Here is a 22780-nt window from a genome sequence, read left to right on the forward strand (position 1 = left end):
CTGGTCGGCGGCGGGGCGGTCGTGAGACCATCGCGATGCTGTTTCCCCGCCGTCGTTCGGCCGCAGCGGGTTCCATGTCCTGGGAGGGTCGCCGATGTCCGAGTTCGTCCCGACGCTGCCGCCCGGCTACCGCGCCCGTCCGGCGACGGCCGACGACACCGGCGCCGTCCATGAGCTGGTCTCGGCCTGCGAGCGGGCGCTGTACGGCAGGGTGCGGACCGACCCCGGAGGCGTCGCCGCCGTCCTAGCCCGGCCAGGGCTGGTCCCGGCGCTGGACACCCTGCTGATCCACGACAGGGAGGGGCGGCTCGCCGCGCGGGCCTGGGTCAACCGGCGCTCCGAGATCGACGTCCACCCCCGGCACCGGGGCCGCGGTCTCGGCGCCGCACTCCTGGAGTGGGCGGAAGTCCGGGCCCACCGGGCGGGGAGCGAGCAGATCGTCCAGACCGTGCCGGACGACGACACGGGAGCCGTCTCGCTGCTGCGCTCGCGCGGATACGAGCCGATGGTGACCGAATGGCTGCTGGAGCTCGCCATGACCGACGAACCGGCGGTGCCCGAACCGCCCACGGGCATCACGGTCCGGCCCTTCCTCTCCGGCGACGGGCCCGAGGCGCACCGGCTCGTCCAGGACGCGTTCGACGCCTGGCAGCAGCGGCGCGAGCCCTACGAGGAGTGGGCGAAGCACACCGTCGACCGCCCCGCGTTCGCCCCGGCGATGTCCGCGATGGCGTTCGACGACGGTCGACTCGTCGGGGTCGCGCTCTCGTTGGATCTGCCGGAGGCCGACGAGGGCTACGTGGAGCAGGTCGCGGTGCGCGCCGACCACCGCAACCGCGGCATCGCCCGGCTGCTGCTGCGGCATGCCTTCCACGCCTGCCACCGGCACGGCCGGCGGATGTGCACCCTCGCCACGCACTCCGACACCGGCGCGCTCGACCTGTACCTGCGCGTGGGCATGAGCGTCCGGCACAGTTCCACGGTCCACCGCAAGCGGCTGCCGGGCGCATAGGCCGCCGGACGCGGAGAGCGCTTCCCCGCCCGCTCATCTCCAGAGGTCCTGGCTCTCGCATACGTGTGCGCCCATGTTGCGTTCCATCATGGCCAGGGCCGCCTCGGCGAGGTCCTCGTGGATGTGCGCCACGGTGTCCTTGGGGACGACCACCTCGAAGTGCCGGATATGGGCGTCGAGGGCGGAGTAGAGCACGCACTGCTCGGTGACCTGGCCGCACAGGACGAGCCGCCGGATCCCCTGCTGGTGGAGCAGATACGTCAGCGGCGTCTCGTAGAAGATCGAATGTCGGGCCTTGAGCACGAAGAGGGAGTTCTCGTCGGGTTTCAGCGGGGCGACGAGGTCCGCGTGGGGCCCCGCCAGGGCGTGGTCGAGCAGTTCGCCGTGGTGTGAGCGCCACTCGCCGAAGTTGTCGTTGACGTAGATGACCGGTACCTCGCGCTCCCGTGCGTGGTGCAGCAGGGCGGTCAGCACCGGTACGACCTTCTTCGCTGAGGGGAGCAGCAGCTCGGCGTCCTTGTGGTCGTACGTGTTGATCATGTCGATGACGATCAGCGCGGTCTTGTGCATACTGCCACGGTGACATCTGTCGGCCGGGCGGTGCCGCACGACCCTCTGGTCACGCGGCGTCTTTTCCGGGGAGGGGCGAGCCTCGGGCCGTGGTGCACGTACGCCTCGCCGCCGCCGGCCGCGCCGAGTGTTTCCCACTGTCCCGTCATCACTGCCACCGTATCGGCGTCCCTGTGTGGGCCCGGGTCCGCGCCGGTGGTCGGCGCGCGCCCGGTCTCCTGGGCGCGCGCCGACCGTCGTTCAGTTCCGGTAGCGGTAGACGATCCGGCCGCGGGTCAGGTCGTACGGGCTGAGTTCCACGAGGACGCGGTCGAACGGGAGGATCCTGATGTAGTTCTTACGGATCTTGCCGCTGATGTGGGCGAGCACGTGGTGCCCGTTGGGCAGCTCCACCTTGAAGGTGGCGTTGCGCAGGCATTCGAGGACGGTGCCCTCCAGCTCAAGGCCCTTCGCTGTCTTCGCCAAGGTGTCTCACTTCTCGATTCGATGAGTCGGGGTGGGGATGGATTGCGGTGGGGTGGGGACGGATCGGTGTGGGGTGGGACCGGTCGGTCGTGTGCTGTCGGCGGCGGTGCGTGAACCGGCTTCAGCGGCGCACCAGTTCCAGGTACCCGCCCGTCCGGCGGCCGCCGGCACCTTCGGCCAGGGCGATCGCCGCGGTGTTGGACTCGTCGATCTCGGCCCAGGCGGAGTCGATGCCGTCCCGGTGCAGCGCACCCAACGCGTGGGCCAGCAAGGCGCGTCCGATGCCGTGCCGGCGCTGACCGGCCCGGACCGCGAGCAGCCCGATCCGGGCCCGGGTGCGCACCGGTACGACCCGGACCAGACCGGCGTACTCGCCGTGGCGGACCGCCACCGCGTGCTTGGACGGGTCCACCGGCAGGACTCCGGCCGGGGCGGGAAGCACCTCGGCCGGCATGGTGCGCCAGCCGGCGCCGGCCTCGACCTCCGCGCGGATCGCACGGTCCAGGGCGCGCAGTGGGCTCTCGTCCGCCGCACCGGCGGGCAGGACCGTCACCTCGGACGGGAGCCGCAGCGCATCGAGCCCGGTGTCGCGCGGGTCGGTGGGCAGGACGTACTCCCGCTCGCGGCGGACGGGTGTGAAGCCGAGCCGCTCCCACCTCGCCGTCAGGTCCTGGTCGCCGTCGACGACCAAGGTGTGCAGCGGTTCGGGGAGTTCGGCCAGCATGGCGGCGGCGAGCCGGTCGAAGAGCGTGTCCTGCCATACGTCGATGCTGATGAAGAGCCGTCCGTCGGGCCGGTGCGCGACATCGCCGTGACCGGCGATCCGGTCGTCGGCCACGGCTTCCCACCGTGTCTTCGCGATCCGTGTGATCGTCACAGTGTCCAAGGGTGTTCGCCTTTCAGGAGTGCCCGGGTGATGAGGCGCTCCCGACGACGGCTGGATCAGCCGCACACCGTGACGGAAAGGGGGAGCACCCACCTCGATACAGCGTTCATGGGTGTCTCACCTCCTTCGGCGATGTCACGGTCCACTGCAAGGTACCAGCTGGGTCACCGCCGCGCCCATCCCTTTTCCCGGCGAGGTAGTCAGGACTCCGGTCGGGCGCAGACTGACCGGCAGCCGCCACGCGGGCGGAACACGGGAAGCACGCCGGGCCGTGGAGCACCCGTCGTGGACGGGTGACCTGGATCCCGGAAACGACCCGTCCACGCGACTCGGCATGACCCACCTCCGATGAGGCGCTGGTCGAGGCGGAGCGACGCGCCGGGCACCCGCTACGGCGAACGGCCCCCCGGGCATGAGCCGGGAGGCCGTACGGGGAAAAGGTCAGAGGGACCGTCACCGGTCCTGCTGCTGACCCCCGCCGTAGGAACGGCGCACCGCGTCGGCGGCCTTGTCGGTCTGCGCGTCGTACTTGTCGCCGGTGCGTTCGTCCACCAGCTTCTCGGCGCGCTCGACACCCCTGTCGGCCTGGTCCGGGTGGCCCTTGGCCATCTCCTTGGCCTTGGCCGCCATGTCGCCCAGCTTGCCCATGAGATCCCTCCCGGGGTTGTGCTCGTGCGGTCGTTCCCCGGGCGGGTACCCGACCGGTCCCGGCCCATGCCCCCGGGGTGCGCGGCGGAGGCCGGGGTTTTCGGACGGCAGCCGCTTTGCCGAACCGGCAACAGAACTGGCGCGACCGGGGGCCGCCGGACGACCGTGGGCCCGTGACCGACGAGAAGACAGCACAAGCACATCTGTCCGACACACCTCCGCCGTCCTCCGGGTATCCCGGGGACCCCGCGGTACAGGCCGAGTGGGACGAACGCTACGGCGACCAGGAGCGGTTGTGGAGCGGGCAGCCCAACGGCGCCCTCGTCGCCGAGGTCGCCCACCTCACTCCCGGGCGGGTGCTCGACGTCGGCTGCGGCGAGGGCGCGGACGCCGTCTGGCTGGCGCGTCGCGGCTGGGAGGTGACCGCGCTCGACGTCTCGGGCGTGGCGCTGGACCGTGCGGCCGGGCATGCCCGGGACGCCGGTGTCTCCGTGCGCTGGATGCACGCCGGGCTGGTGGAGGCCGCTCTGCCCGCGGGCTCCTTCGACCTGGTCTCGGCGCAGTACCCGGCCCTGCTGCGCACGCCCGACGCCGCGGCCGAACGGGCCCTGCTCGAAGCGGTCGCGCCCGGCGGTGTGCTGCTGCTCGTCCACCATGCCGGGATGGACGCCCGGCACGCGCACGACAGCGGTTTCGACCCGGCCGACTACGTGTGGCCCTCCATGGTCGCCGCGTCGCTCACCGACGACTGGGTGGTGGAGGTGGACGAGGTGCGGCCGCGGGTGATCCCGGACGGCGGCGCCGGCGCCCACCACGCCGACGACCTGGTGTTCCGCGCCCGCCGCCTGCGCTGAGCCCGGCCGGGACACCGCGGCAGACCCGGTCGGTCGCCTGCGCGGCGCCGGAGGTCCGGCCGGGCTGCGGCCGGACCCGTCGGCGTCGCCTCGGGGCCGTTCTCGACCATCCGCGGACCGCCGTCGGGCGGGCCTGGACGGTACGGCGCGTCCGGGCGTCCCGTGTGGGCGGGCGCCCCGACAGGACCTCGCCGGCCGGCACCCTGCCCGCGGCCGAGGCGGTGACGGGGTCCTCGTCGGTGCCGTGGTTCTCGGCGGTCATGGTTCAGGCATGCCCGAGGACGGGCGAGGCAACGGCGTGCGCCGGAAGCGGGGACGGCCGGGGGCACCGGGAGCGGGTCCGCTCCCCCGAGCCGCCCGGCGACCGCCCACCGCCTGCCACGTGACCGCCCGCGACCGCCGCCCGGCTCCACCACGACGTCACCTCACGTCACCGCCCGACTCCGCACCACGCCGCCGCACGTCACTGCCCGGTCCCGCCCGCTACGGCCACACGTGTGGGCGCGGGTGGGCCGGCCTGATCACACCGCCCGCCTCTTCCGTTCCACGACCGCGCCGCCCGGGTAGGCGGCAGTGATGACCACCCCCTCCGCGCCGACGTCCGTCGGCACTTCCCAGAGCGGGACCGCCCCGCTCAAGAAGGCCCTGACCACCCCCCTGCTCTACTTCTTCATCCTCGGCGACGTGCTCGGCGCCGGTGTCTACGTCCTCGTCGGCCAGGTCGCCGCGAAGTCGGGCGGCGCCGTGTGGGTGCCCCTGCTCCTCGCCCTGCTGCTGTCGCTGCTGACCGCCGCCTCGTACGCCGAGCTGGCCACGAAGTACCCGCGGGCGGGCGGCGCCTCCCACTACGCGACCCTCGCCTTCGGACCGTTCGCCGGGTTCCTCGCCGGGTTCTGCATGCTCGCCGCGGGCATCGTGTCCGTCGCCGCGCTGGCGCGGGGCTTCGCCGGCGACTACCTGGCCGCCTTCGTGAGCCTGCCCGTCGTGGCGGTGGCGGCCGTCTTCCTGTGCGCGCTGGCCCTGCTGAACGCCCGGGGCATCAGCGAGTCAACCCGGGCCAACGTGGCGGCGACCGTCGTCGAGGTGGGCGGTCTCCTCCTCGTCGTCGGCCTCGGGGTCTGGCTGTTCCTGCGGGGCGACGGCGATCCCGGCAGGCTGGTCCACCTCGGCACCGCCGACACCGGGGCCGCCGCCGGGGTCCTCGGCGGGACGGTGCTCGCGTACTACTCCTTCGTCGGATTCGAGACCTCCGTCAACGTCGCCGAGGAGACCCGCGACCCGCGCCGCTCCTATCCCCGCGCCCTGTTCGGCGCGCTGCTGACGGCGGGCGCCGTCTACGTCCTCGTCGGGATCGTCGCCTCGGCGGCCGTCCCCACTGCGACCCTGGCCCGCTCCAGCGGCCCGCTCCTCGAAGTGGTGCGGGAGGCGGGCGGGGTGCCGCCCAAGCTCTTCAGCGCCGTCGCCCTCGTCGCCGTCGCCAACGGCGCGCTGCTCACCGGGATCATGAGTTCCCGGCTGGCCTACGGCATGGCGCGGGACGGTCTCCTGCCCCGGTTCCTCACCCGGGTGCTGCCCGGTCGCCGTACTCCGTGGGCGTCGATCGCGGCGACCACCGTCCTCGCCTTCCTGCTGGCGCTCACCGGGGACGTGGCGACCCTCGCCTCCACCCTCGTGCTGCTCCTCCTCGTGGTGTTCCTCCTGGTCAACGTCGCCGTCCTGGTCCAGCGGCGCGACCGCGCGGAGCGCCCGCACTTCCGGGCGTTCACCGCCGTGCCCGTGCTCGGCGCGGTGTCCTGCGTGGTGCTGGCCACGCGGGTCGAGGCCGAGGTGTGGGCGCGCGGGCTGACCGTCCTCGCGGTCGGAGCCGCCCTGGGAGCCGTCGCCGTCGTGAACCGCCGCCGTGCCCGTCCCGGACGGTGACCGCGGCGGCCGGTGACCGTCGCGCCCGCGGCGCCGGCGCTTCCGAAGGAGGCGACGCGTGCCCTCAGACACCTGATCCGGTCCTCACCCGCTCGCGTGAACTCCGCTGTCTTCCCGGGCGGTGGGCGGGGTTCGGCTGGACAGTGAGGAGGGTCCTCTTCCGGGCCGGGTGGGGCGGGGCCGGTGCGGAACCGGCCGGGGGTTTCTCTCATGTCCTGAGGAGGACACATGGTCGGTACGGTGCGGCAGGGCCCCGGTGTGGAGGGCGTGGACGGCGGGGTCGGTGTGACGGCGCTGCTGGTCGCCGCGGCCCGGGCCATCGAGACGCATCGCGACGACAGCCTGGCCCGGGACGTCTACGCGGAGCACTTCGTCCGCGCCGCCTCCGCCTCCGCGGGCTGGCCCGTCCGGCCGCACCAGGTGCCCGGCGGGGAGGCGAACCCCCTGTGGGGCCGCTTCGCCCGGTACTTCGGTCTGCGCACCAGGGTCCTCGACGACTTCCTCCTCCGCTCGGTGCGGGCGGACGCGCGGCAGGTGGTGCTGTTCGGCGCGGGGCTGGACGCCCGGGCGTACCGACTGGACTGGCCCGAGGACTGCGTGGTCTTCGAGATCGACAGGGCGGGCGTGCTGGCGTTCAAGCACGAGGTGCTCGGCGGCCTGTCCGCCCGGCCGAAGGCGCGGCGCGTCCCGGTGCCGGTGGATCTGGGCGCGGACTGGGCGGGAGCGCTGGCCGAGGCGGGCTTCGACGCGGCCGTGCCGACGGCGTGGCTGGCGGAGGGGCTGCTGTTCTACCTGCCGCCCGCCGTCGAGACCCGGCTGATCGAGACGGTGGACGGGCTGAGCGCGCCCGGTAGTGCTCTGGCCTACGAGGTCAAGCTGGAACGGGATCTGCTGGAGTACCGCGACAGCCCCCTCTACACCGCGACGCGGGACCAGATCGGCATCGACCTGCTCGGCCTGTTCGACGGGGGACCGCGGCCCGACTCGGCGGGTCACCTGACGGGCCGGGGGTGGTCCACCTCCGTCTCCACACCCTTCGAGTTCACCCACCGGCACGGGCGCGGACCCCTGCCCGAGCAGAACGACGCGCTGGAGGGCAACCGGTGGGTGTTCGCGGACAAGGCGGCCAGGCCCCCGGCACCCGCGCGCTGACGGAGCGGCGCCGCGCGGCGTCTCCCCGCCTCAGTCCCCGCCCGGGATGAGGACGGGTTTGACCACGCGGCCCGCGTCGCAGTCGCGTTCGGCGTCGTTGATGCCGGCGAGCGGGTAGGTGCGGATCAGCTGGTCGAAGGGGAACCGCCCGGCCCGCCACAGCGCCGTCAGCTTCGGGACGAGCAGGCCGGGGACGGCGTCCCCCTCGCAGATGTGGGAGATCGTCCGGCCCCGGTCCAGTCCCCCCGGTCCCAGCGGGAGCGCGGTGTGCAGCCGGGCCACCAGACCGAGCCGGCCCCTCGGGCGCAGGGCGTGCAACGCGTCGTTGATCAGCCGGGCGGAGGCCGTGGTGTCCAGCGCGTACGCCGCGCCACCGTCCGTGAGCCGCCGGATGCGGCCGGGCAGGTCGGGCGAGGAGGCGTACAGCGGGACGGCGTGGAAGCGTTCGGCGAGGGCCAGCCGTTCGGGGTACCGGTCGACGGCCACGGCCACCGCTCCGGCGGCGGCGGCCGCCATCACCGCGGCCAGGCCCACCGCTCCCGCGCCGAGGACGACGACGCTGTCACCGGGTCCGGCGCCGAAGGAGTTCAGGACCGCCCCGGCCCCGGTGAGGAAGCCGCAGCCGAGCGGCCCCAGCAGTTCCAGGGGCAGGGACGGATCGACGCGGACGGCGTTGCGGGCCGGGACCGTCGCATACTCGGCGAACGACGACTGCCCGAACCAGCGGGGAGCCAGCGCGTTCCCGGCCGTGTCGGTGAACCGCGCCGCGTCCTCCTCCCGCCCGCCGAACAGGTTGAGCGAGGGGAAGGAGTCGCAGTAGGCGGGGGCTCCGCCCAGGCAGTTGGGGCAGTGACCGCAGGAGTCGAAGCTGAGGACCACATGGTCGCCGACACTCAGCCCCGTGCCCGGCCCGCCGGTCTCCACCACCACCCCGGACCCCTCGTGGCCGAGGACCGCAGGCAGCGGCGAGCGGCCTCCGGAACGCCGGACGGCGAGATCGGTGCGGCACATGCCGCAGCCCGCGACCCGGACCAGGACCTCGCCGTCGGCCGGCCCCGCGTCCAGGACGACCTCCTCCAGGGTGAAAGGGCTGTCGTACGAGCGCAGGACCGCCGCGCCGAACTTCATGCTCACGCCTCCAGCGGCCGGTGGACGACGAACGGTCTGAGGTTGCCGTAGAGGCCCCAGGGGCCGCCCGCGACACCGACACCGCTCTCCTTGGTGCCGGCGAAGGGCTGGGCGAGGGACAGTTCGGCGTGGTGGTTGAGCCACGCCGTCCCGCACTCCAGCCGGTCGGCCACCGCCTCGGCCCGGTCGAGGTCGGTCCCCCACACCGACCCGCCGAGCCCGAAGCCGGTGGCGTTGGCGGCCTCGACCGCCTCCTCCACGGTGTCGTACGGCAGCACCGGCAGGACCGGGCCGAACTGTTCCTCGGTCACCACCGGGCTGTCGGCGGGCACATCGGCCAGGATCGTGGGGGCGAAGAAGTAGCCCGGCCGGTCCAGCCGGTGGCCGCCGGCCGCGGCGCGGGCGCCGTCGGCCACGGCCCGGTCGGTGTAGTGCTCGATGCGGGCCAGCTGGTCGGCGTTGCTGACCGGCCCCAGCTGGGTGCCGGGGTCCAGTCCGGGCCCGACGACGGTGTTCTTCGCGCGCTGTGCGAGCGCCTCGACCACGTCGGAGTGGAGCCGGGCCGGGGCGTAGACGCGTTTGACCGCCATGCAGATCTGCCCGCAGTTGCGGAACGCCGACCAGAACAGCCGGTCCGCGATCGCCTCCACGTCCACGTCGTCCAGGACGATCGCGGCGTCGTTGCCGCCGAGTTCCAGGGTGACCCGGGCCAGCGAGGCCGCCGCCCGCTCGGCGACGGCGCGCCCGGTGGGGAGGGAGCCGGTGAAGGTCACATGGCGGATGCCAGGGTGGGAGGCGAGGCCGGCGCCCAGGGGTTCGCGGCCGGTGACGACGGTCAGGACGTCCTCGGGGAGCACGGCCTCGAGGACGGACGCGAGCCGCAGGGTGGCCAGGGGGGTGTGCGGGGAGGGTTTGAGCACCAGCGTGTTGCCCGCGGCGAGCGCGGGCGCGAACTTCGCCGACGCCAGTTGCAGCGGGAAGTTCCACGGGACGATCGCGGCGACGGGCCCGAGGGAGCGCCAGCGGACCTCGCTGCGCACCGGGCGGCCGTCCGCGATCGGCTGGGGTGCGTGGTCCAGGGCGGCGAAGTAGCGCAGCCTGGCGGCCGTGCGGGCGACCTCCGCGTACGCCTCGGTCAGGGGCTTGCCCTGTTCGCGGGTGAGCAGTGGGGCGAGGACGTCGCCGGCCGCCTCGACGGCGTCGGCCGCTGCGAGCAGCGCCGCCGTACGGGCGGCCGGGTCGGCCCGCCAGCCGCGCCAGGCGGCGTGGGCGCGGCCGACGACGGCGTCGAGTTCGTCCGGCCGCCGGTCGGGGGCCTCGTCGAAGGCCTCGCCCGTCGCCGGGTCGACCACGGCGAAGCGGCCGTGTCGGGTCGCGGGTGCGGGGCCGTGGCGGGGTGTGGGAGCGGGACTGCCGTGGGGCTGCCGGGCCGGCATACGGCGGTCAGCTCGCGGCGGCGACGGCCGCGCCGCGCCCGCCGTGCTGCTGCACGCACCGGTCCATCTCCGCGCGGAAGGCGGCGACCAGTTCGGGCCGGATGCGGCCGGCGTTGCGGTCGCCGCCCTCGCAGACCGCCCCGCGCACCCCCACGATGTCGGTGCCCATCCGGGCCAGCTCCGCCAGGTCGCCGGCTTTGACGCTGCCCGCGAGGGCGGCGAGCAGTCCGGCCTCGCGGGCCAGCCGTACGAACTCGGCGCACACCTCGGGCGGGGTGTGGTCGAACAGCCGGGTGCCGTCCTTGACGGCGGTGTCGAGCATCGCCCCGTCGGAGCCGGAGCGGCGTGCGATGTCGGGCAGGGCGAGCGGGTTGACGCAGCCGATGCGGTGGGCGTCCGCGTACCCCGAGGCGACGACCAACGCGTCCGGCCGGAAGTCCTTCACCGCCCGGACGACGCCCCGCATGACCTCGACGGCCTGGTCGGGCGTCGTGCACCCGTAGAGGCCGACCTTGATGTACGTCGCTCCGGACACCGTCGCGCCGAGCGCCGCCTGGGCGACCGTGCCGGGCTTGTAGGGTACGTCTCCCACGGTGGCGGAGACCGGCTTGTCCGCCGGGACCGCGTCGCGGACGGCCCTGATGACCCACGGGTGGTTCGCCCCGAGGGAGCCCTCGTCGGGCTTCTTCACGTCGACGATGTCCAGGTGCTGCGCCGCCTTCGCGCATTCGAGGGCCTCTTCGACGCTGTCCGGGGAGATGAGAAGCAACAAAGTGGGCTCCTTCCGCCGCGTGTCCGGCCGCCGGGAGAGCGGGGATGCACGCTGACCACGATCGCTCGCGGCCAGCTCATCATCACCACCGCTCCCGGCCGGCCGGTAGAGCGTGCGGGCTCCCGGCGGGCCGCCGCCGTGCCGCGCACACCCCCTCAGTGCGCCGCCCACGCCGGTCGACGACCGGCCATGGGCGCGCGACGGGTCGGCCGTGCGGGACGGCGTCGGCCCTGCCGCACCACGTCATCTCTCTGCGGGACCGCGTCAGCTCCGCGGGACGGGTGTGTCGGCCCGCGTGCGCCGGGCGGCGCCCCGGCAGGCGCTGATGCCGGGGGTGAGCAGCCAGTGGCTGGAGAGCGCGCCCATCAGCGCGGTGGTGCCCCAGCCGTTGGCCCCGGCAGCGCGCGGGGGTGTTGCCGAAGAGCAGGGACGGCACGAAGGCGAGGCCGATTCCCCCGGGAGTCGCGCGGAGCGGGTCCGCGTCGGTTCGGTGACGGTGCGGTGCCGGAACCGGGCCCCGGCCCGGCTTCGGGCTCGGCGCCGGTCCGATGCCGGTTCGGTTCCGGGTTCGGCCCGGCTCCGGGCTCGGTGGCGGTTCGGTGCGCTGAACCCCGGGCCCGGCGCCGCGTGTCGCTGGCCTGGACACCGTAACGGGGGAGTCCCTGCCGACACCCCTGCGGCCCCCGTGCCGCGCTCGCCCGATCGGGTCGGCGTACGGCCGGGACGACGGGCGGCGGCGCGTGTGATTTGACAGGGGCTCCGTTCCCTCACCACCCTAGGATCATGACATTCATTTTCATCTGAGGAGCCGTCATGCGCGTTGCCTTCGTGGGCAAGGGCGGTAGTGGGAAGACCACCCTGTCCGCCCTGTTCTCCCGCCGTCTGGCGCACTCCGGTGCGCCGGTCCTCGCCATCGACGGCGACATCAACCAGCACCTCGCCCACGCGCTCGGCCTGGCGGAGGACGCGTCCTTCGACGCCCCTGCGCTCAGCGCGCGCACCGGCGAGATCAAGGACTACCTGCGGGGCACGAACCCGCGCATCCCGTCCCGTGACGCCATGGTCAAGACCACCCCGCCCGGTCGGGGCTCCCGGCTGCTGCGGCTGCTCGGCGACGACGAGATCCACGCCCACCACGTCCGCGAGGTCGGCGGGGTACCGCTGATGGTGACCGGCGCCTTCGGCGAGGAGGACCTCGGCGTCGCCTGCTACCACTCCAAGCTCGGCGCGGTCGAGCTGTACCTCAACCATCTCGTGGACGGGCCCGGCGAGTACGTCGTCATCGACATGACGGCCGGCGCCGACGCCTTCGCCTCCGGTCTGTTCACCCGCTTCGACATGACGTTCCTGGTGGTGGAGCCGACCCTCAAGAGCGTCTCCGTGTACCACCAGTACCGCGACCACGCGGCCGGTTTCGGCGTGCCCGTCGCCGTGGTCGGCAACAAGATCACCGACGAGGACGACTTGCTCTTCCTCAAGGAGCACGTCGGCGACGACCTCCTCGCCCACTGCGCGCACTCCTCCTTCGTGCGGGCGCGGGAGCAGGGCCGCGCACACGACGGTCTGGAGTCCCACAACGTCGCCGCGCTGCACCGGCTGCGCGAGGCCGTCGACGCCCGCACCAAGAACTGGGACGCCTTCCAGCGGCACGCCGTCGCCTTCCACCTGCGCAACGCCGACGCCTGGGCGAACGCCGCCACCGGCCGGGACCTCGCCGGCCAGGTCGATCCCGGCTTCCGGCACGGCCCAGCCGCGCTGAAGGCCAGGGCCTGACCTACGCACCCGACACACATCCGGACAACAGACAGGACACCCTCATGTCGCTCGACGTCTCCCCGCAGCTGCTCTCCGAGGCCGAGAAGGGGGAGGTGCGGGAGGAGGACTTCGTGGCCACGGTCCGCGCCTCGCTGCCGTACGCCTACGACCTCATCGCCCGTCTGGCGGAGGAACTGCGGTCCGGCGCCGCCGAGTTCGCCGACAACCAGACGCCCCCGCCGTCCGAGAAGGAGCGCGGTCAGCTGCTGCGGGCGCTCTCCAGCGACGCCATCCGGGGCAGTCTGGAGCGGCACTTCGGCATCGCGCTGGCCTTCCAGAACTGCCACCGGGTCGCGGCGTTCCGCCCCGAGGACCGGAGCGGGGCGACCCACACCCGGTTCACCTCGCCGCGCGCGCAGATCCTCAACCAGTCGCCGGAGTTCCGCGACTGCTGACCGAGCCGCTCATCGGCTCCCTGACAGCCCCTCGAAGTCGCCGACCGGTCCGTCCCCTACCGGGCCGGTCGGCAACGGACCGGTCGGGACACGACGCATGACCGCGGGCTCCCGCCCCGCACCGGTGCCGACTCCGGCGAGGGGCGGCCGACATCACCCCGTGTGCTCGGCCGCCCGCTGCACCGGCTGGGGCCGCAGCTGCCGCCGGGCCACCGTTCCGGCGACCCGGCCCTGGTCGAGCACCAGCGCCACCTCCCCGTCGGCCGCCGCCCAGGCGGTCACGGCCGGGGCGGTGAGTGCGAGTCCGCGGCCCAGCTTCGGCCCGACGCGGCGGGCGGTCCCGGCGACGGTCGCGGCCCCGCGCAGCCGGGCGGGCGTGGTCCAGCCGATGACGTCGGAGGGGTGCGGTGCCAGGACGCGCGCGTCGCGCGGGTGCACCACCAGCACCACGTCGTCGTCCGCGACGCCGGCGGTGGCCAGCCGTCGTACGGCCTCGGCGACGGCCTCGCCCCGCTCCACGTACGGGGCCGGGGTCGCGTACGCGCCGACGGTCGGCCCGCCCGCCCCGGCACCGGCGGTCGGCTCGTCGGCTCCGGCGGCGTTCGCGGCCGTCCGGGCCGGGGCCGTCGGGGCGGTGAAGCCGTTGGCCGTGAGCCAGGCGTCGTCGAAGTACGTCGAGAGGTAGCTGCGGCCCGAGTCCGGCAGCAGGACGACGACGGTGTCGTCCTCGGTGAGGTGCTCGGCGAGCCGGAAGGCCGCCGCCAGCGCGACCCCCGAGGAACCGCCCGCGAGGATGCCCTCGGTGCGGGCCAGCCACCGGACGGCGTCGATCGCGCTCTGGTCGTCCACGGGCGCGTAGTCGTCGATCACAGTGGTGTCGAGGGACTGCGGCCACAGGTCCTGGGCCGTCTCGGGGTGGACGAAGTGCCCGGCGCCCTCGATGTACTTCTGGCTGCCGTCGCCGCCGGAGTAGGCCGAGGTGAGCGGGTCGGCGCCGATCACCCGGACCCGGCCGCCGCTGACCTCCTTGAGGTAGCGGCCGGTGCCGGAGACGGTGCCGCCCGTGCCGACCGTGGCCACGAAGTGGGTGACCGTGCCCTCGGTGTCGGTCCAGATCTCGGGGCCGGTGGTCGCGTAATGGGCCGCCGGGTTGGCCGGGTTGTCGTACTGGTGGGCGAACCAGGCTCCGGGCGTCTCCTCCACGAACCGACGCCCCTGCGCGTGCACGCTGTCGGGGTGGTCCTTGGGGACGAAGGCGTCCACCAGGCGCAGCTCCGCCCCGTAGGCCGCGAGCTGGGCGCGCTTTTCCTGGGCGATCGTGGAGCTGGTGAAGACGACCGCCCGGTAGCCGAGGTGCGCCGCGGCCAGCGCCAGGCCGATCCCGGTGTTGCCGCTGGTCACCTCCACGACCGTACCGCCGGGCCGGAGTTCTCCCTCGGCCTCGGCCCGGCGCAGCATCGACAGGGCGGCCCGGTCCTTCACGCTGCCGCCCGGGTTCTGCCACTCCGGTTTGACGTAGATGCGCGGGCACAGCCCCGCGGCCGAACGGGTCAGGCGGAGCAGGGGCGTCGCTCCGACGGAGTCGAGGACCGACTCGTAGCTGGCCATGGGATCTCCTCACGTCGTCGGGCCGGCCGGCGGGAGGCGGCTCACAGGACCCGGTGGGTAACGCGTCGTACGGGTCGATCATGGCGCGGAAACCGGCGGACCGGTCGCGTGAGCGGCCGAGGGCGGGTCCACGCCCCCGGACCCGTCAACTCCGTCGGCCGTGCCGCGCGTCCGCCGTCCGGTCCGCGGGGTCGGACGAAGCGGCGGTGTCCGGGCGGGCGGTGTGGTCGGGGTGGCCCGCGGTGCGGCGCTGCTCCTTCAGCTCGGCCTCGAACAAGTGATCCTTGCCGTCGGCGAGTTCGCGGCGCGCCTGTGCCTCAACGCCGCGGAACGGCTCGTAGTAGGTGGCGTTGTATGCCTCGACGATCTGGAAGGTCCAGTGGCCGGGGATCACGTTGCGGCCCAGGATCTCCCGCTGGACCCGCTCGGCCCACTCGTGGTGGCCGGCCTCCCGCAACAGGGCGACGGCCCGGTCGAGTTCGAAGTCGGCGCCGCCGGTGAGCTGGTGAAAGGAGTACAGGTGGCCGCGGGCGCGTTCGGTCGTCTCCAGCGCCTTCGACAGGGCCCCCAGGGCCTGGACGGTGGTGTCCGAGACACCCGGCGGGCGCCGGTGCGCGCTGTCCGGGCCGTCGTGGTGAGTGCTCATGCCCCTACGGATCCCCGGCCCGGCGGCCCGTCCACCACGGTTCCGCTGGCCGGGCAGCCACGGCCACCCGACCGGCGGACACGGAGGGACCGGCTTCTGCGGCGCCCCCGTCAGCCGCGGGTCCGCTTCACCTCGCGGGTGAGCGCCCAGGCGTCGGCGACCGCGCACATCGGCGGCGAGCAGGTCCCGCAAGCCAGGGACGTCGCCCTCGTGCAGGGCGTCGAAGAACCGGGTGGCCAGCTCCTGCCGCTCCCGTCTGCGCCGGCGGCGTCCGCGTGCGAGGGCGCCACGGCTCTCGGCTCCGGCCGCGGTACGGCTCTCGGCGGGGGACATGGGAGGCCCGGAACGCACTGCCCGGATATCAGGAAGGGTTTCCCTGGCCACCCACGGGCTCTCCTTCGGGGCGCCCGTGAAAAGACCCGAAACCTGTCCCCTCACCCAGGAAGCAGGGGATCACCCACGGTCACGGCCGTCGTCGCGCACTTGGTAAAGCCCCAGAAACTGTCAGGCAGTCGACCCGGTCAGCACGTTTCCGAGCAGGCGTGATCCGTGCCGTTCACCTGTCTCGCGCATCGGGCCGGGTGTGAGAGGTTGCCGCTGCGGAATCCCGTTCCGCCGCCGTTTCGGGACGCAGATCACGAGAGCTGGTGCATGCGCGATGAGAAGTTCCCTGAAGTCGGCGACCGAGCTCACCGCCCTGCTCGCCCTGGCCGTCACGGGCTGCTCCCCGGGCTCCGGCACCACTGCGGACGCGGCGCCCACGACCGCCGCTGCCGCCGCCCCCGCGCCCACCGCCCCGACGGCCGGGGCGGGCACGTCGTACGCCCCCTACGTCAGCGCCACGACCGCGTACGGCACCGACTCGGCGGGCTCGCCGACGGCGTACAACCTCGCCTTCGTCATCTCCGACACCACCGGCTGCACCCCGAAGTGGGGCGGCGACCGGGCCGTGGACGACACCGCGGTGGCGAACCGGATCGGGGCGCTGAAGAAGTCCGGGGCCGCGGTGCGGGTGTCCTTCGGCGGGGCCTCGGGCAAGGAGCTGGCGACGGTCTGCGACAGCGCGTCCGCGCTCGCCGAGGCGTACGGGCGGGCGCTGGACGCGGCGGGTGCCGCCCTGGCCGACTTCGACGTCGAGGGCGACACGCTGGGCGACGCCGCCTCCGTGGCCCGGCGGTCGCAGGCGATCGCACTGCTCCAGAAGGAACGGCCCGGTCTGGAGGTCACGTTCACGCTGCCCGTGATGCCCGACGGGCTGGACGCCGACGGCCTGGCGCTGCTGGCGTCCGCGAACCGGTACGACGTCCAGGTCTCCACCGTCAACCTGATGACCATGAACTACGGCGAGTCCTACACCGGCGACATGGGCGACTACGCCGTCACCGCGGCCACGGCCGCGCACGCCCAGCTGGAGAAGGTGTTCGGCCTCTCGGGCACGGCGGCCTGGCGGGGCATGGCGCTCACCTCGATGATCGGCGTCAACGACATCGCCGGGGAGACGTTCACCCTCGCCGACGCGGCGCGGTTGCGGTCCTTCGCCGAGACGAAGGAGATCGCCTGGGTGTCCATGTGGTCCGCCTTCCGGGACAGGCAGTGCGCGACGGGCGACGCCTCCGGGAGCGACGCGGCCACCGACTGCAGCGGCGTGCCCCAGGAGGTGGGCGCGTTCGGGCGGGCGCTGGCGGGATGAGCGCCGGACCGGGGAGGGGCGCGGACGGCGCGGGCGGCTGTCGCGGGACGGGCGCACCGGTTCACGGTGGCGCTGGACCGTGCCGTCAGCGCCTGTTGAGCTGGTCCAGGATCTCCTGCCAGCGCCGCTCGTCGTCCAGGGCGCCCTCGGCCAGGTGGTAGAAGCTGCGCTCGCACATGTCGATCAGTTCGGCCTGGGTGAGCTCCGGGCGGGCCAGCCAGCCGAGCACCGCCTCCTCCATGAAGGCGAGCCAGGCGTTCACCGTCAGCCGCAGGGCGGGGGTGAGGTCCACGCCGACGCTCTCGATGCCCTCGGTGATCCAGCCGCCGATGACCCCGCGCGCGCTGCTGTGCAGTTCGCGCACGTCGTTGCCCCGGCTGAGGCGGGTGACGGCGAGGTAGATGGTGGGGAACCGCGACACGTAGTCCACGAACGTCTCGACGCCCGCGCGCAGTTGCTCGGCGATGCTGAGCTCCGGGTCCGGGCGGACGTGGGAGAGCAGTTCCTCGGCGGCCATCTGGAGCACCGCGTAGCGGAACTTGCGCTGGGAGCCGAAGTAGTGGAAGAGCAGCCCCGGGGAGACCCCGGCCTCGCCGGCCACCGCCTCGACCGAGATCTCGTCGATGGACCTGTGCTCCAGCATGCGCCGGGCCGCCGCGAGGATCTGGGTCCTGCGGTCGGTCGGCAGCATGCGGGAGCGGGCGGCGGAGGCGCGGGTCATGGGGTCCAGTCTATTGACAGAAGCTCAACAAGTCCTACTGTTGAGTAATCCTCAATAAGAGGGACGCGGCGGCACGGTCGCCGCTGCCTTTGGCCGTGGTCCTCCGCAGCCGTGGTCCTGCTCGGCCAGACCTTCGTCACCGGCCGGTCCGAGCCGCCCGATCCGTCCGTTCCGCCTTCGCCCCGCCCCGAAGGAGCCGCCGTGAGCAAGGAAGCCGCCGTGCACAAGAAGCCGGAGGAGCACGACGACCTGGTCCTCACCCCGCGCGACGTGCACTTCGACTGGGCGCGGCTGCCCATGCACTGGGTGCCGGGCGAGCCCACCGCCACCCATGTGATCAACGTGCTGCACTTGCTGCTGCCCGAGGGCGAGCGCTGGTTCGTCCGGGTCTTCCAGCAGACGATGCCGCTGATCACCGACGAGGAGCTGCGCGAGCGGGTGCTCGGCTTCACCGGCCAGGAGGCCATGCACGCCGAGGCGCACCAGGGGGTGCTCGACCACTTCCAGGCCAAGGGCCTGGACATCTCCCCGTACGTCACCCAGGTCGAGTACCTCTTCCACGAGCTGCTCGGCGACAAGCCCGGTCTGTCCCCGCGCCGGGAGCGCGAGTACCTGATCGAGCGGGTCGCGATCATCGCCGGGATCGAGCACTTCACCGCGTTCCTCGGCGACTGGATCCTCAACGCGGGGGCCCTGGACCGGGCCGGCGCCGACGAGGTCATGCTGGACCTGCTGCGCTGGCACGGCGCCGAGGAGGTCGAGCACCGCAGCGTCGCCTACGACCTGCTGTGCCATCTCGACCCGAGCTATCTGCGCCGGGCCCGCACCATGCTCCTGGCCGCCTCCGCGCTGACCCACCTGTGGGTGCGCGGCACCCGTTTCCTGCTGAGCGTCGATCCCGAACTCGTCGGCTCGGTCCGGCCCGCCTGGCGCGAGGCGTACCGGGCCTCGCGGCGCGGACTGCTGCCCAGCCCGGGCCGGGCGCTGCGGTCGGCCTCCCGCTACTTCAGCCGCCACTACCACCCCACCCAGGAGGGTTCGACGCGGCAGGCCATCGCCTATCTCGGCGCCTCCCCCGCGGCCCGCGCCGCCGCTCACTGAGACCATCCGCCGCCCGCCGAGACCGAGGACCGCGTCATGAGCCGCCCGCACCCCGCCCCGATCCCACCGGACCTGTACGGCCGCCCGCGCGCCGACCGGTACTTCCGCTTCATGGAGCGGCTGATGGGCGTCTACCTGCCGCTCACCACAGCCCGCGACGGCTACGGCCGGCGGCCCGGCGGCTGCGCCGGGAGCTGGTCGCGGAGGGCGTGCAGGACTTCTTCCACGTGCCGTTCGCCTGGTTCGGCGACCGCACCGCGTTCCGGCACTTCCGCACCCCGCTCCAGTTCTTCGCCACCGGACGCCCGCTGACCGAGGGCATGTCGTACGTCCTGGACTGCGCGCCCGTGGTCGACGGCTACACCGCGGACATCGGCTACGCGGGCAAGGTCGGCGACAACCCGATCTGGGACCGGATCGCCGAGGACCTGCTGGAGTACCGGGAGCTGATCGTGCGGCTGGTGCGCGAGCGGCGCACCCTCGACGAGGTGTACGCGGCGGTGGACGCGAAGATCGCCGAGCACGGCTACGACAACCGGCACCAGGTGTACCCGGGCCGCGTCATCGGCCACCAGGTGACCCGGATGCGCGCACCGCGGCTGCCCGCCGGGGTGAACCTGTTCGGCTTCGGCGTGCGCACCCTCCAGACACTCGGGCGGGAACTGGTCAGCGAGCGGCTGCACGGCCGGTCCCCGCTGTGGGCCGACGGACGCGCCTCCCGGCACGCGCCGACCCCGGGCCTGTGGGCGGTCGAACCGCACGTCGGCTTCCGTGACGTGGGCCTGAAGTTCGAGGAGCTGCTGGTGGTCACCGAGGACGACGCCTACTGGCTCGACGACGACCTGCCGCACGTCCACCGGGGCCGCGCCCTGGCGGCCGCCCGGTGAGCGGCGGGGACCGGACCGGGACCGAGGGGAACAAGAGGAGTCACGTGCGCGAGAGCAGTGCGAAGAAGTCCGACGGCGGTGCGGGCGAGCGGCGCGGCGGCCGGGAGGCGGAGACGGGCGCGGTGCGCGCACGCCGGGTGCGCTCCGGCGCGCTCTCCCTGGCCGTCTACGAACAGGGCGACCCGGCCGGCCCGACGGTCCTGCTCGTCCACGGCTACCCGGACACCCATGCCGTCTGGGACGACGTGGCCGCCGACCTCGCCGTCGACCACCACGTGGTGCGCTACGACGTCCGCGGCGCCGGGGCCTCCAACTCGCCCCGGACGACGGAGGAGTACCGCCTCGAACTGCTCGCCGAGGACCTGTACGCGGTGGCCGAAGCGACCTCGCCGGACCGGCCGGTGCACGTCGTCGCGCACGACTGGGGCTCGATCCAGGCGTGGGAGGCCGTCACCGACCCCCGCTCCGCGGAGCGCATCGCCTCCTACACCAGCCTGTCCGGGCCGTGCCTGGACCACATGGGGTTCTGGCTGCGCCGCCGGATGCGCCGGCCCACGCCCCGGCACCTCAAGCAGCTCGCCGCGCAGGGCGTGCACTCCTGGTACATCTACCTGTTCCATCTGCCGGTGCTCGCGCCGGCGGCCTGGCGGCTCGGGCTCGCCCGGGCCTGGCCGCGCCTGCTGCGCGACCTGGAGCGGGTCACGCCGCGCGAGGGCCATCCGCAGCGCACGCTCGCCGGGGACGCCGCCCGTGGCGTACGGCTCTACCGGGCCAACATGCTGCCCCGGCTGCTGCACCCCACGCCCCGGCCCACCGCCGTGCCGGTGCAGGTCATCACGCTCACCGACGACCACTACGTCAGCCCGGCGCTCTCGGAGGGCCTGGAGGAATGGGCCCCGCGCCTGTGGCGGCGGGAACTGCCCGCCACCCACTGGTCGGCGCTGCTGGAGAAGGGAACCACCGTGGCCCGTATGATCCGCGAGTTCACCGCGCACCAGGAGGGCGCGCCCGCGACGGACGCCCTCGCCAAGGCCCAGACCGGCCGGGCGGACCGGCCCGCCGGGGAGGCCGCCGAGTTCGCGGGCAAGCTGGTGGTGGTGACCGGTGCCGGCAGCGGCATCGGTCGGGCCACCGCGCTCGCCTTCGCCGAGCGGGGCGCCGACCTCGCCCTGTGCGACCTGAACACGGAGGGGCTCGAGCGCACCGCCGAACTCGCCCGGCTGCTCGGCGCGAAGACCGGGACGCACCACGTCGACGTGTCCGACGGCCGCGCGGTGGAGGCCTTCGCGGCCGCCGTCGCCGCCGCCCAGGGCGTGCCCGACATCGTCGTGAACAACGCGGGCATCGGCCACTCCGGCACCTTCCTGGAGACCACCGAGGAGGAGTGGCGGCGCGTCCTCGACGTCAACCTGTGGGGCGTCATCCACGGCTGCCGGGCCTTCGGCGCGCTGATGAAGGAGCGGGGCGCGGGCGGGCACATCGTCAACCTCTCCTCGGCCGCCGCCTACCTGCCCTCGAAGATGCTCGCCGCGTACGCCACCAGCAAGGCCGCGGTGTTCATGCTCTCCGACTGCCTGCGCGCGGAGCTGGCCCGGGACAGGATCGGCGTGAGCACGATCTGCCCCGGCATCGTGAACACCAACATCACCCGCACCACCACCTTCTCCGGGGTGGACGCGGCCGAACAGGAGCGACGGCAGAAGAAGTTCTCCGGCCTCTACGCCCGGCGCGGCTTCCCGCCCGAGAAGGTCGCCGCCGAGATCCTCGACGCGGTGCGCACCGGGCGGGCCGTGGTACCGGTCACGGTGGAGTCGAAGGCGGCCCGTATGCTCAGCCGTCTCTCCCCGGGCGCGCTGCGCCTGGCGGCACGGCTGAGGGTCGGCTGACCCCCGCTTTCGGCCGTGTTCGCGCCGGGGAGCCTGCCCGGCACTCCTGCCGGGTGTGCGCTCCCCGGCGCCGCCCGGGGCTCGTCAGCCGACCAGCCGGCGGCGCCAGTCCAGCGGAGTGACGTGGACGGCCCGCTCCGGGTCGCCGTCCCAGACGGTGGACAGCCCGACGGCGTCGAGGGCGGACACCACCTCGCGGCCGACCGCCGCGGTGGTCTCCGCCGACCCGTCGAAGCCGCCGTACAGGAGCATCAGGCCCCGGCCGGCGGCCGCGGAGTCGGTGCCCTGGCTGTGGAAGTAGACGAAGCCGCGGGCGTCGGGCGCGCCCTCGGCGCCGATCTCCGCGGTGCCGCAGGTCCGGCAGCAGGTGAAGTTCTCGCGGGCGGTGATGCCGGCGGCCTCCAGCGCGGCGAAGGCGCGGGCGAGCCGTTCGGGGTCGGTCTCGCCCCGCCACGCGGCCTGTTCCGCGACACGCTCCAGCCACATCCGGTCGGCCAGCGCCCGCGCCTGTGCACGCGAGACGGGCCGGCGGTCCCCGGTGACCAGGTACTCCTCGGCCAGCTCCGCCAGTTCGTCGCGGGAGGCGTAGCCGCCGGCCAGGACCTCGCGGACGCGGCGCGTCAGTTCGTCGCGCTCGGCCTCCGGCAGGTCGAGCGGGGGAGCCTCGCGGACGGGACCCAGGTCCAGCAGCGACCACCCAAGGCCCGCGCCCCAGCCCGCCTCGCTGCGGGCCCAGCCGGTCATCGCCGCGATCACCGGCTCGGGCCGCTCGACGAGCACCTGGAAGTGCCGGTCGGCGGCGCCGTCGCGGTGCTCCAGCGTGTAGTCGCCGCCGGCCTCGTGCCAGACCTGGACGAAGACGTCGGGCAGGTCGGGTATCCGCTGGACCACCAGGAACCGGTCGCCGTCGCCGCCGATGCGCCGGACCAGCCCGGCCAGCCGGTCGGCGGACACGCGCACGTGCCGCTCCCCGTTCTCCGTCTTCACCACGATCTCGAGCATGTGCGCACTCTGGCACACCCCACTGACAACACCCCCTGACCGGCGTCGGCGCCTCCACTCCCGGCGCTGTGGAAGCCGGTGCCGGCGGCCGGGGAGAGGGCCGGTCCGCCGCGCGCCACCCCGGCCACGGCCGGGAAACCGGACGGCGCCGCGTACTGTTCCAGCGGCCCGCGCCTCGTACCCCCG

At 73.9% G+C, this 22780-nt stretch carries 21 protein-coding genes and 2 pseudogenes; 10 read left to right on the top strand and 13 right to left on the bottom strand.

Annotated elements, in window-relative coordinates:
* The first annotated feature begins 94 nt into the window (after positions 1-94).
* The gene (locus tag AB0N63_RS23710; RefSeq protein WP_365531197.1) at positions 95-1012 is read left to right on the top strand and encodes a GNAT family N-acetyltransferase; all 918 of its coding nucleotides are present in this window, start codon (positions 95-97) and stop codon (positions 1010-1012) included.
* Between the two features lie 33 nt (positions 1013-1045).
* Here AB0N63_RS23710 and AB0N63_RS23715 read toward each other — a convergent pair whose 3' ends face one another.
* From AB0N63_RS23715 to AB0N63_RS23730, 4 genes are all read right to left on the bottom strand, one after another.
* A complete protein-coding gene (locus AB0N63_RS23715) occupies positions 1046-1582 on the bottom strand; it encodes an isochorismatase family cysteine hydrolase (RefSeq protein WP_365531199.1) in 537 nt (178 codons plus the stop codon).
* Between the two features lie 240 nt (positions 1583-1822).
* Positions 1823-2047, bottom strand: a complete 225-nt coding sequence (gene infA, locus AB0N63_RS23720; RefSeq protein WP_009192035.1) for a translation initiation factor IF-1 — start codon at positions 2045-2047, stop codon at positions 1823-1825.
* 121 nt (positions 2048-2168) lie between these two features.
* Entirely contained in the window at positions 2169-2933 is a 765-nt protein-coding gene (locus AB0N63_RS23725) for a GNAT family N-acetyltransferase (protein WP_365531201.1), read from the bottom strand.
* 453 nt (positions 2934-3386) lie between these two features.
* Positions 3387-3581 carry an antitoxin gene (locus tag AB0N63_RS23730; RefSeq protein ID WP_365531203.1) on the bottom strand — a complete coding sequence of 65 codons (195 nt, stop codon included), beginning with the start codon at positions 3579-3581 and terminating at the stop codon, positions 3387-3389.
* Positions 3582-3784: 203 nt separating this feature from the next.
* On the opposite strand from AB0N63_RS23730, the gene AB0N63_RS23735 reads away from it, so the two are divergent.
* The 3 genes from AB0N63_RS23735 to AB0N63_RS23745 all read left to right on the top strand — a co-directional run bounded on the left by AB0N63_RS23735 (position 3785) and on the right by AB0N63_RS23745 (position 7507).
* Positions 3785-4435, top strand: a complete 651-nt coding sequence (locus tag AB0N63_RS23735) for a class I SAM-dependent methyltransferase (RefSeq protein ID WP_365531313.1) — start codon at positions 3785-3787, stop codon at positions 4433-4435.
* 576 nt (positions 4436-5011) lie between these two features.
* Complete coding sequence (locus AB0N63_RS23740) at positions 5012-6355, top strand: APC family permease (protein WP_365531205.1); 1344 nt, start codon at positions 5012-5014, stop codon at positions 6353-6355.
* 228 nt (positions 6356-6583) lie between these two features.
* Complete coding sequence (locus AB0N63_RS23745; RefSeq protein WP_365531207.1) at positions 6584-7507, top strand: class I SAM-dependent methyltransferase; 924 nt, start codon at positions 6584-6586, stop codon at positions 7505-7507.
* 30 nt (positions 7508-7537) lie between these two features.
* Here AB0N63_RS23745 and AB0N63_RS23750 read toward each other — a convergent pair whose 3' ends face one another.
* From AB0N63_RS23750 to AB0N63_RS23765, 4 genes and pseudogenes are all read right to left on the bottom strand, one after another.
* Positions 7538-8635, bottom strand: coding sequence for an alcohol dehydrogenase catalytic domain-containing protein (locus AB0N63_RS23750; RefSeq protein WP_365531315.1), 1098 nt, complete (start codon positions 8633-8635; stop codon positions 7538-7540).
* 2 nt (positions 8636-8637) lie between these two features.
* Entirely contained in the window at positions 8638-9987 is a 1350-nt protein-coding gene (locus AB0N63_RS23755; RefSeq protein WP_365531209.1) for an aldehyde dehydrogenase family protein, read from the bottom strand.
* Between the two features lie 91 nt (positions 9988-10078).
* On the bottom strand, positions 10079-10843 hold the full coding sequence (locus tag AB0N63_RS23760) for a (5-formylfuran-3-yl)methyl phosphate synthase (RefSeq protein WP_365531211.1): 765 nt from the start codon (positions 10841-10843) through the stop codon (positions 10079-10081).
* Between the two features lie 264 nt (positions 10844-11107).
* Positions 11108-11297: pseudogene (locus tag AB0N63_RS23765) on the bottom strand (hypothetical protein); the annotation flags it as partial.
* A 359-nt stretch (positions 11298-11656) separates the two neighbouring features.
* Between AB0N63_RS23765 and AB0N63_RS23770 the strand changes: the two are divergent.
* On the top strand, positions 11657-12616 hold the full coding sequence (locus AB0N63_RS23770) for an ATP-binding protein (RefSeq protein WP_365531213.1): 960 nt from the start codon (positions 11657-11659) through the stop codon (positions 12614-12616).
* Between the two features lie 44 nt (positions 12617-12660).
* Positions 12661-13053: an SCO5389 family protein gene (locus AB0N63_RS23775; protein WP_365531215.1), complete on the top strand. Its 393-nt coding sequence runs from the start codon at positions 12661-12663 to the stop codon at positions 13051-13053.
* A gap of 153 nt (positions 13054-13206) precedes the next feature.
* On the opposite strand, the gene AB0N63_RS23780 is transcribed toward AB0N63_RS23775, so the two are convergent.
* The 3 genes and pseudogenes from AB0N63_RS23780 to AB0N63_RS23790 form a co-directional block, all read right to left on the bottom strand.
* Positions 13207-14661 carry a cysteine synthase family protein gene (locus tag AB0N63_RS23780; protein WP_365531217.1) on the bottom strand — a complete coding sequence of 485 codons (1455 nt, stop codon included), beginning with the start codon at positions 14659-14661 and terminating at the stop codon, positions 13207-13209.
* A gap of 145 nt (positions 14662-14806) precedes the next feature.
* Positions 14807-15307 (bottom strand): hypothetical protein, encoded by a 501-nt coding sequence (locus AB0N63_RS23785; RefSeq protein ID WP_365531317.1) that lies wholly within the window; start codon positions 15305-15307, stop codon positions 14807-14809.
* 165 nt (positions 15308-15472) lie between these two features.
* Positions 15473-15565: pseudogene (locus AB0N63_RS23790) on the bottom strand (RNA polymerase subunit sigma-24); the annotation flags it as partial.
* A gap of 400 nt (positions 15566-15965) precedes the next feature.
* Between AB0N63_RS23790 and AB0N63_RS23795 the strand changes: the two are divergent.
* Positions 15966-16997, top strand: coding sequence for a chitinase (locus AB0N63_RS23795; RefSeq protein ID WP_365531219.1), 1032 nt, complete (start codon positions 15966-15968; stop codon positions 16995-16997).
* A gap of 85 nt (positions 16998-17082) precedes the next feature.
* Here the strand turns inward: AB0N63_RS23795 and AB0N63_RS23800 are convergent, their stop codons facing one another.
* Positions 17083-17718 carry a TetR/AcrR family transcriptional regulator gene (locus AB0N63_RS23800; protein WP_365531221.1) on the bottom strand — a complete coding sequence of 212 codons (636 nt, stop codon included), beginning with the start codon at positions 17716-17718 and terminating at the stop codon, positions 17083-17085.
* Positions 17719-17919: 201 nt separating this feature from the next.
* On the opposite strand from AB0N63_RS23800, the gene AB0N63_RS23805 reads away from it, so the two are divergent.
* The 3 genes from AB0N63_RS23805 to AB0N63_RS23815 all read left to right on the top strand — a co-directional run bounded on the left by AB0N63_RS23805 (position 17920) and on the right by AB0N63_RS23815 (position 21592).
* Positions 17920-18819 (top strand): metal-dependent hydrolase, encoded by a 900-nt coding sequence (locus AB0N63_RS23805; RefSeq protein ID WP_365531223.1) that lies wholly within the window; start codon positions 17920-17922, stop codon positions 18817-18819.
* A gap of 209 nt (positions 18820-19028) precedes the next feature.
* Complete coding sequence (locus AB0N63_RS23810; RefSeq protein ID WP_365531224.1) at positions 19029-19706, top strand: M24 family metallopeptidase; 678 nt, start codon at positions 19029-19031, stop codon at positions 19704-19706.
* Between the two features lie 122 nt (positions 19707-19828).
* Positions 19829-21592, top strand: a complete 1764-nt coding sequence (locus tag AB0N63_RS23815; protein WP_365531318.1) for an SDR family oxidoreductase — start codon at positions 19829-19831, stop codon at positions 21590-21592.
* An 84-nt stretch (positions 21593-21676) separates the two neighbouring features.
* On the opposite strand, the gene AB0N63_RS23820 is transcribed toward AB0N63_RS23815, so the two are convergent.
* Positions 21677-22594: a hypothetical protein gene (locus tag AB0N63_RS23820; protein ID WP_365531226.1), complete on the bottom strand. Its 918-nt coding sequence runs from the start codon at positions 22592-22594 to the stop codon at positions 21677-21679.
* Positions 22595-22780: the final 186 nt, after the last annotated feature.

It is taken from the genome of Streptomyces sp. NPDC093260 (genome assembly GCF_040683715.1).
In the GTDB taxonomy this organism is placed as follows: domain Bacteria; phylum Actinomycetota; class Actinomycetes; order Streptomycetales; family Streptomycetaceae; genus Streptomyces; species Streptomyces sennicomposti.

Bases quoted from the DNA above. Each gene is read 5' to 3' on its own strand.
- AB0N63_RS23750 (WP_365531315.1), bottom strand. From the start codon at position 8,635: ATGAAGTTCGGCGCGGCGGTCCTGCGCTCGTACGACAGCCCTTTCACC.
- AB0N63_RS23795 (WP_365531219.1), top strand. From the start codon at position 15,966: ATGAGAAGTTCCCTGAAGTCGGCGACCGAGCTCACCGCCCTGCTCGCC.
- AB0N63_RS23770 (WP_365531213.1), top strand. From the start codon at position 11,657: ATGCGCGTTGCCTTCGTGGGCAAGGGCGGTAGTGGGAAGACCACCCTG.
- AB0N63_RS23730 (WP_365531203.1), bottom strand. From the start codon at position 3,581: ATGGGCAAGCTGGGCGACATGGCGGCCAAGGCCAAGGAGATGGCCAAG.
- AB0N63_RS23785 (WP_365531317.1), bottom strand. From the start codon at position 15,307: ATGAGCACTCACCACGACGGCCCGGACAGCGCGCACCGGCGCCCGCCG.
- AB0N63_RS23740 (WP_365531205.1), top strand. From the start codon at position 5,012: ATGACCACCCCCTCCGCGCCGACGTCCGTCGGCACTTCCCAGAGCGGG.
- AB0N63_RS23715 (WP_365531199.1), bottom strand. From the start codon at position 1,582: ATGCACAAGACCGCGCTGATCGTCATCGACATGATCAACACGTACGAC.
- AB0N63_RS23800 (WP_365531221.1), bottom strand. From the start codon at position 17,718: ATGACCCGCGCCTCCGCCGCCCGCTCCCGCATGCTGCCGACCGACCGC.
- AB0N63_RS23710 (WP_365531197.1), top strand. From the start codon at position 95: ATGTCCGAGTTCGTCCCGACGCTGCCGCCCGGCTACCGCGCCCGTCCG.
- AB0N63_RS23745 (WP_365531207.1), top strand. From the start codon at position 6,584: ATGGTCGGTACGGTGCGGCAGGGCCCCGGTGTGGAGGGCGTGGACGGC.
- AB0N63_RS23775 (WP_365531215.1), top strand. From the start codon at position 12,661: ATGTCGCTCGACGTCTCCCCGCAGCTGCTCTCCGAGGCCGAGAAGGGG.
- AB0N63_RS23820 (WP_365531226.1), bottom strand. From the start codon at position 22,594: ATGCTCGAGATCGTGGTGAAGACGGAGAACGGGGAGCGGCACGTGCGC.
- AB0N63_RS23780 (WP_365531217.1), bottom strand. From the start codon at position 14,661: ATGGCCAGCTACGAGTCGGTCCTCGACTCCGTCGGAGCGACGCCCCTG.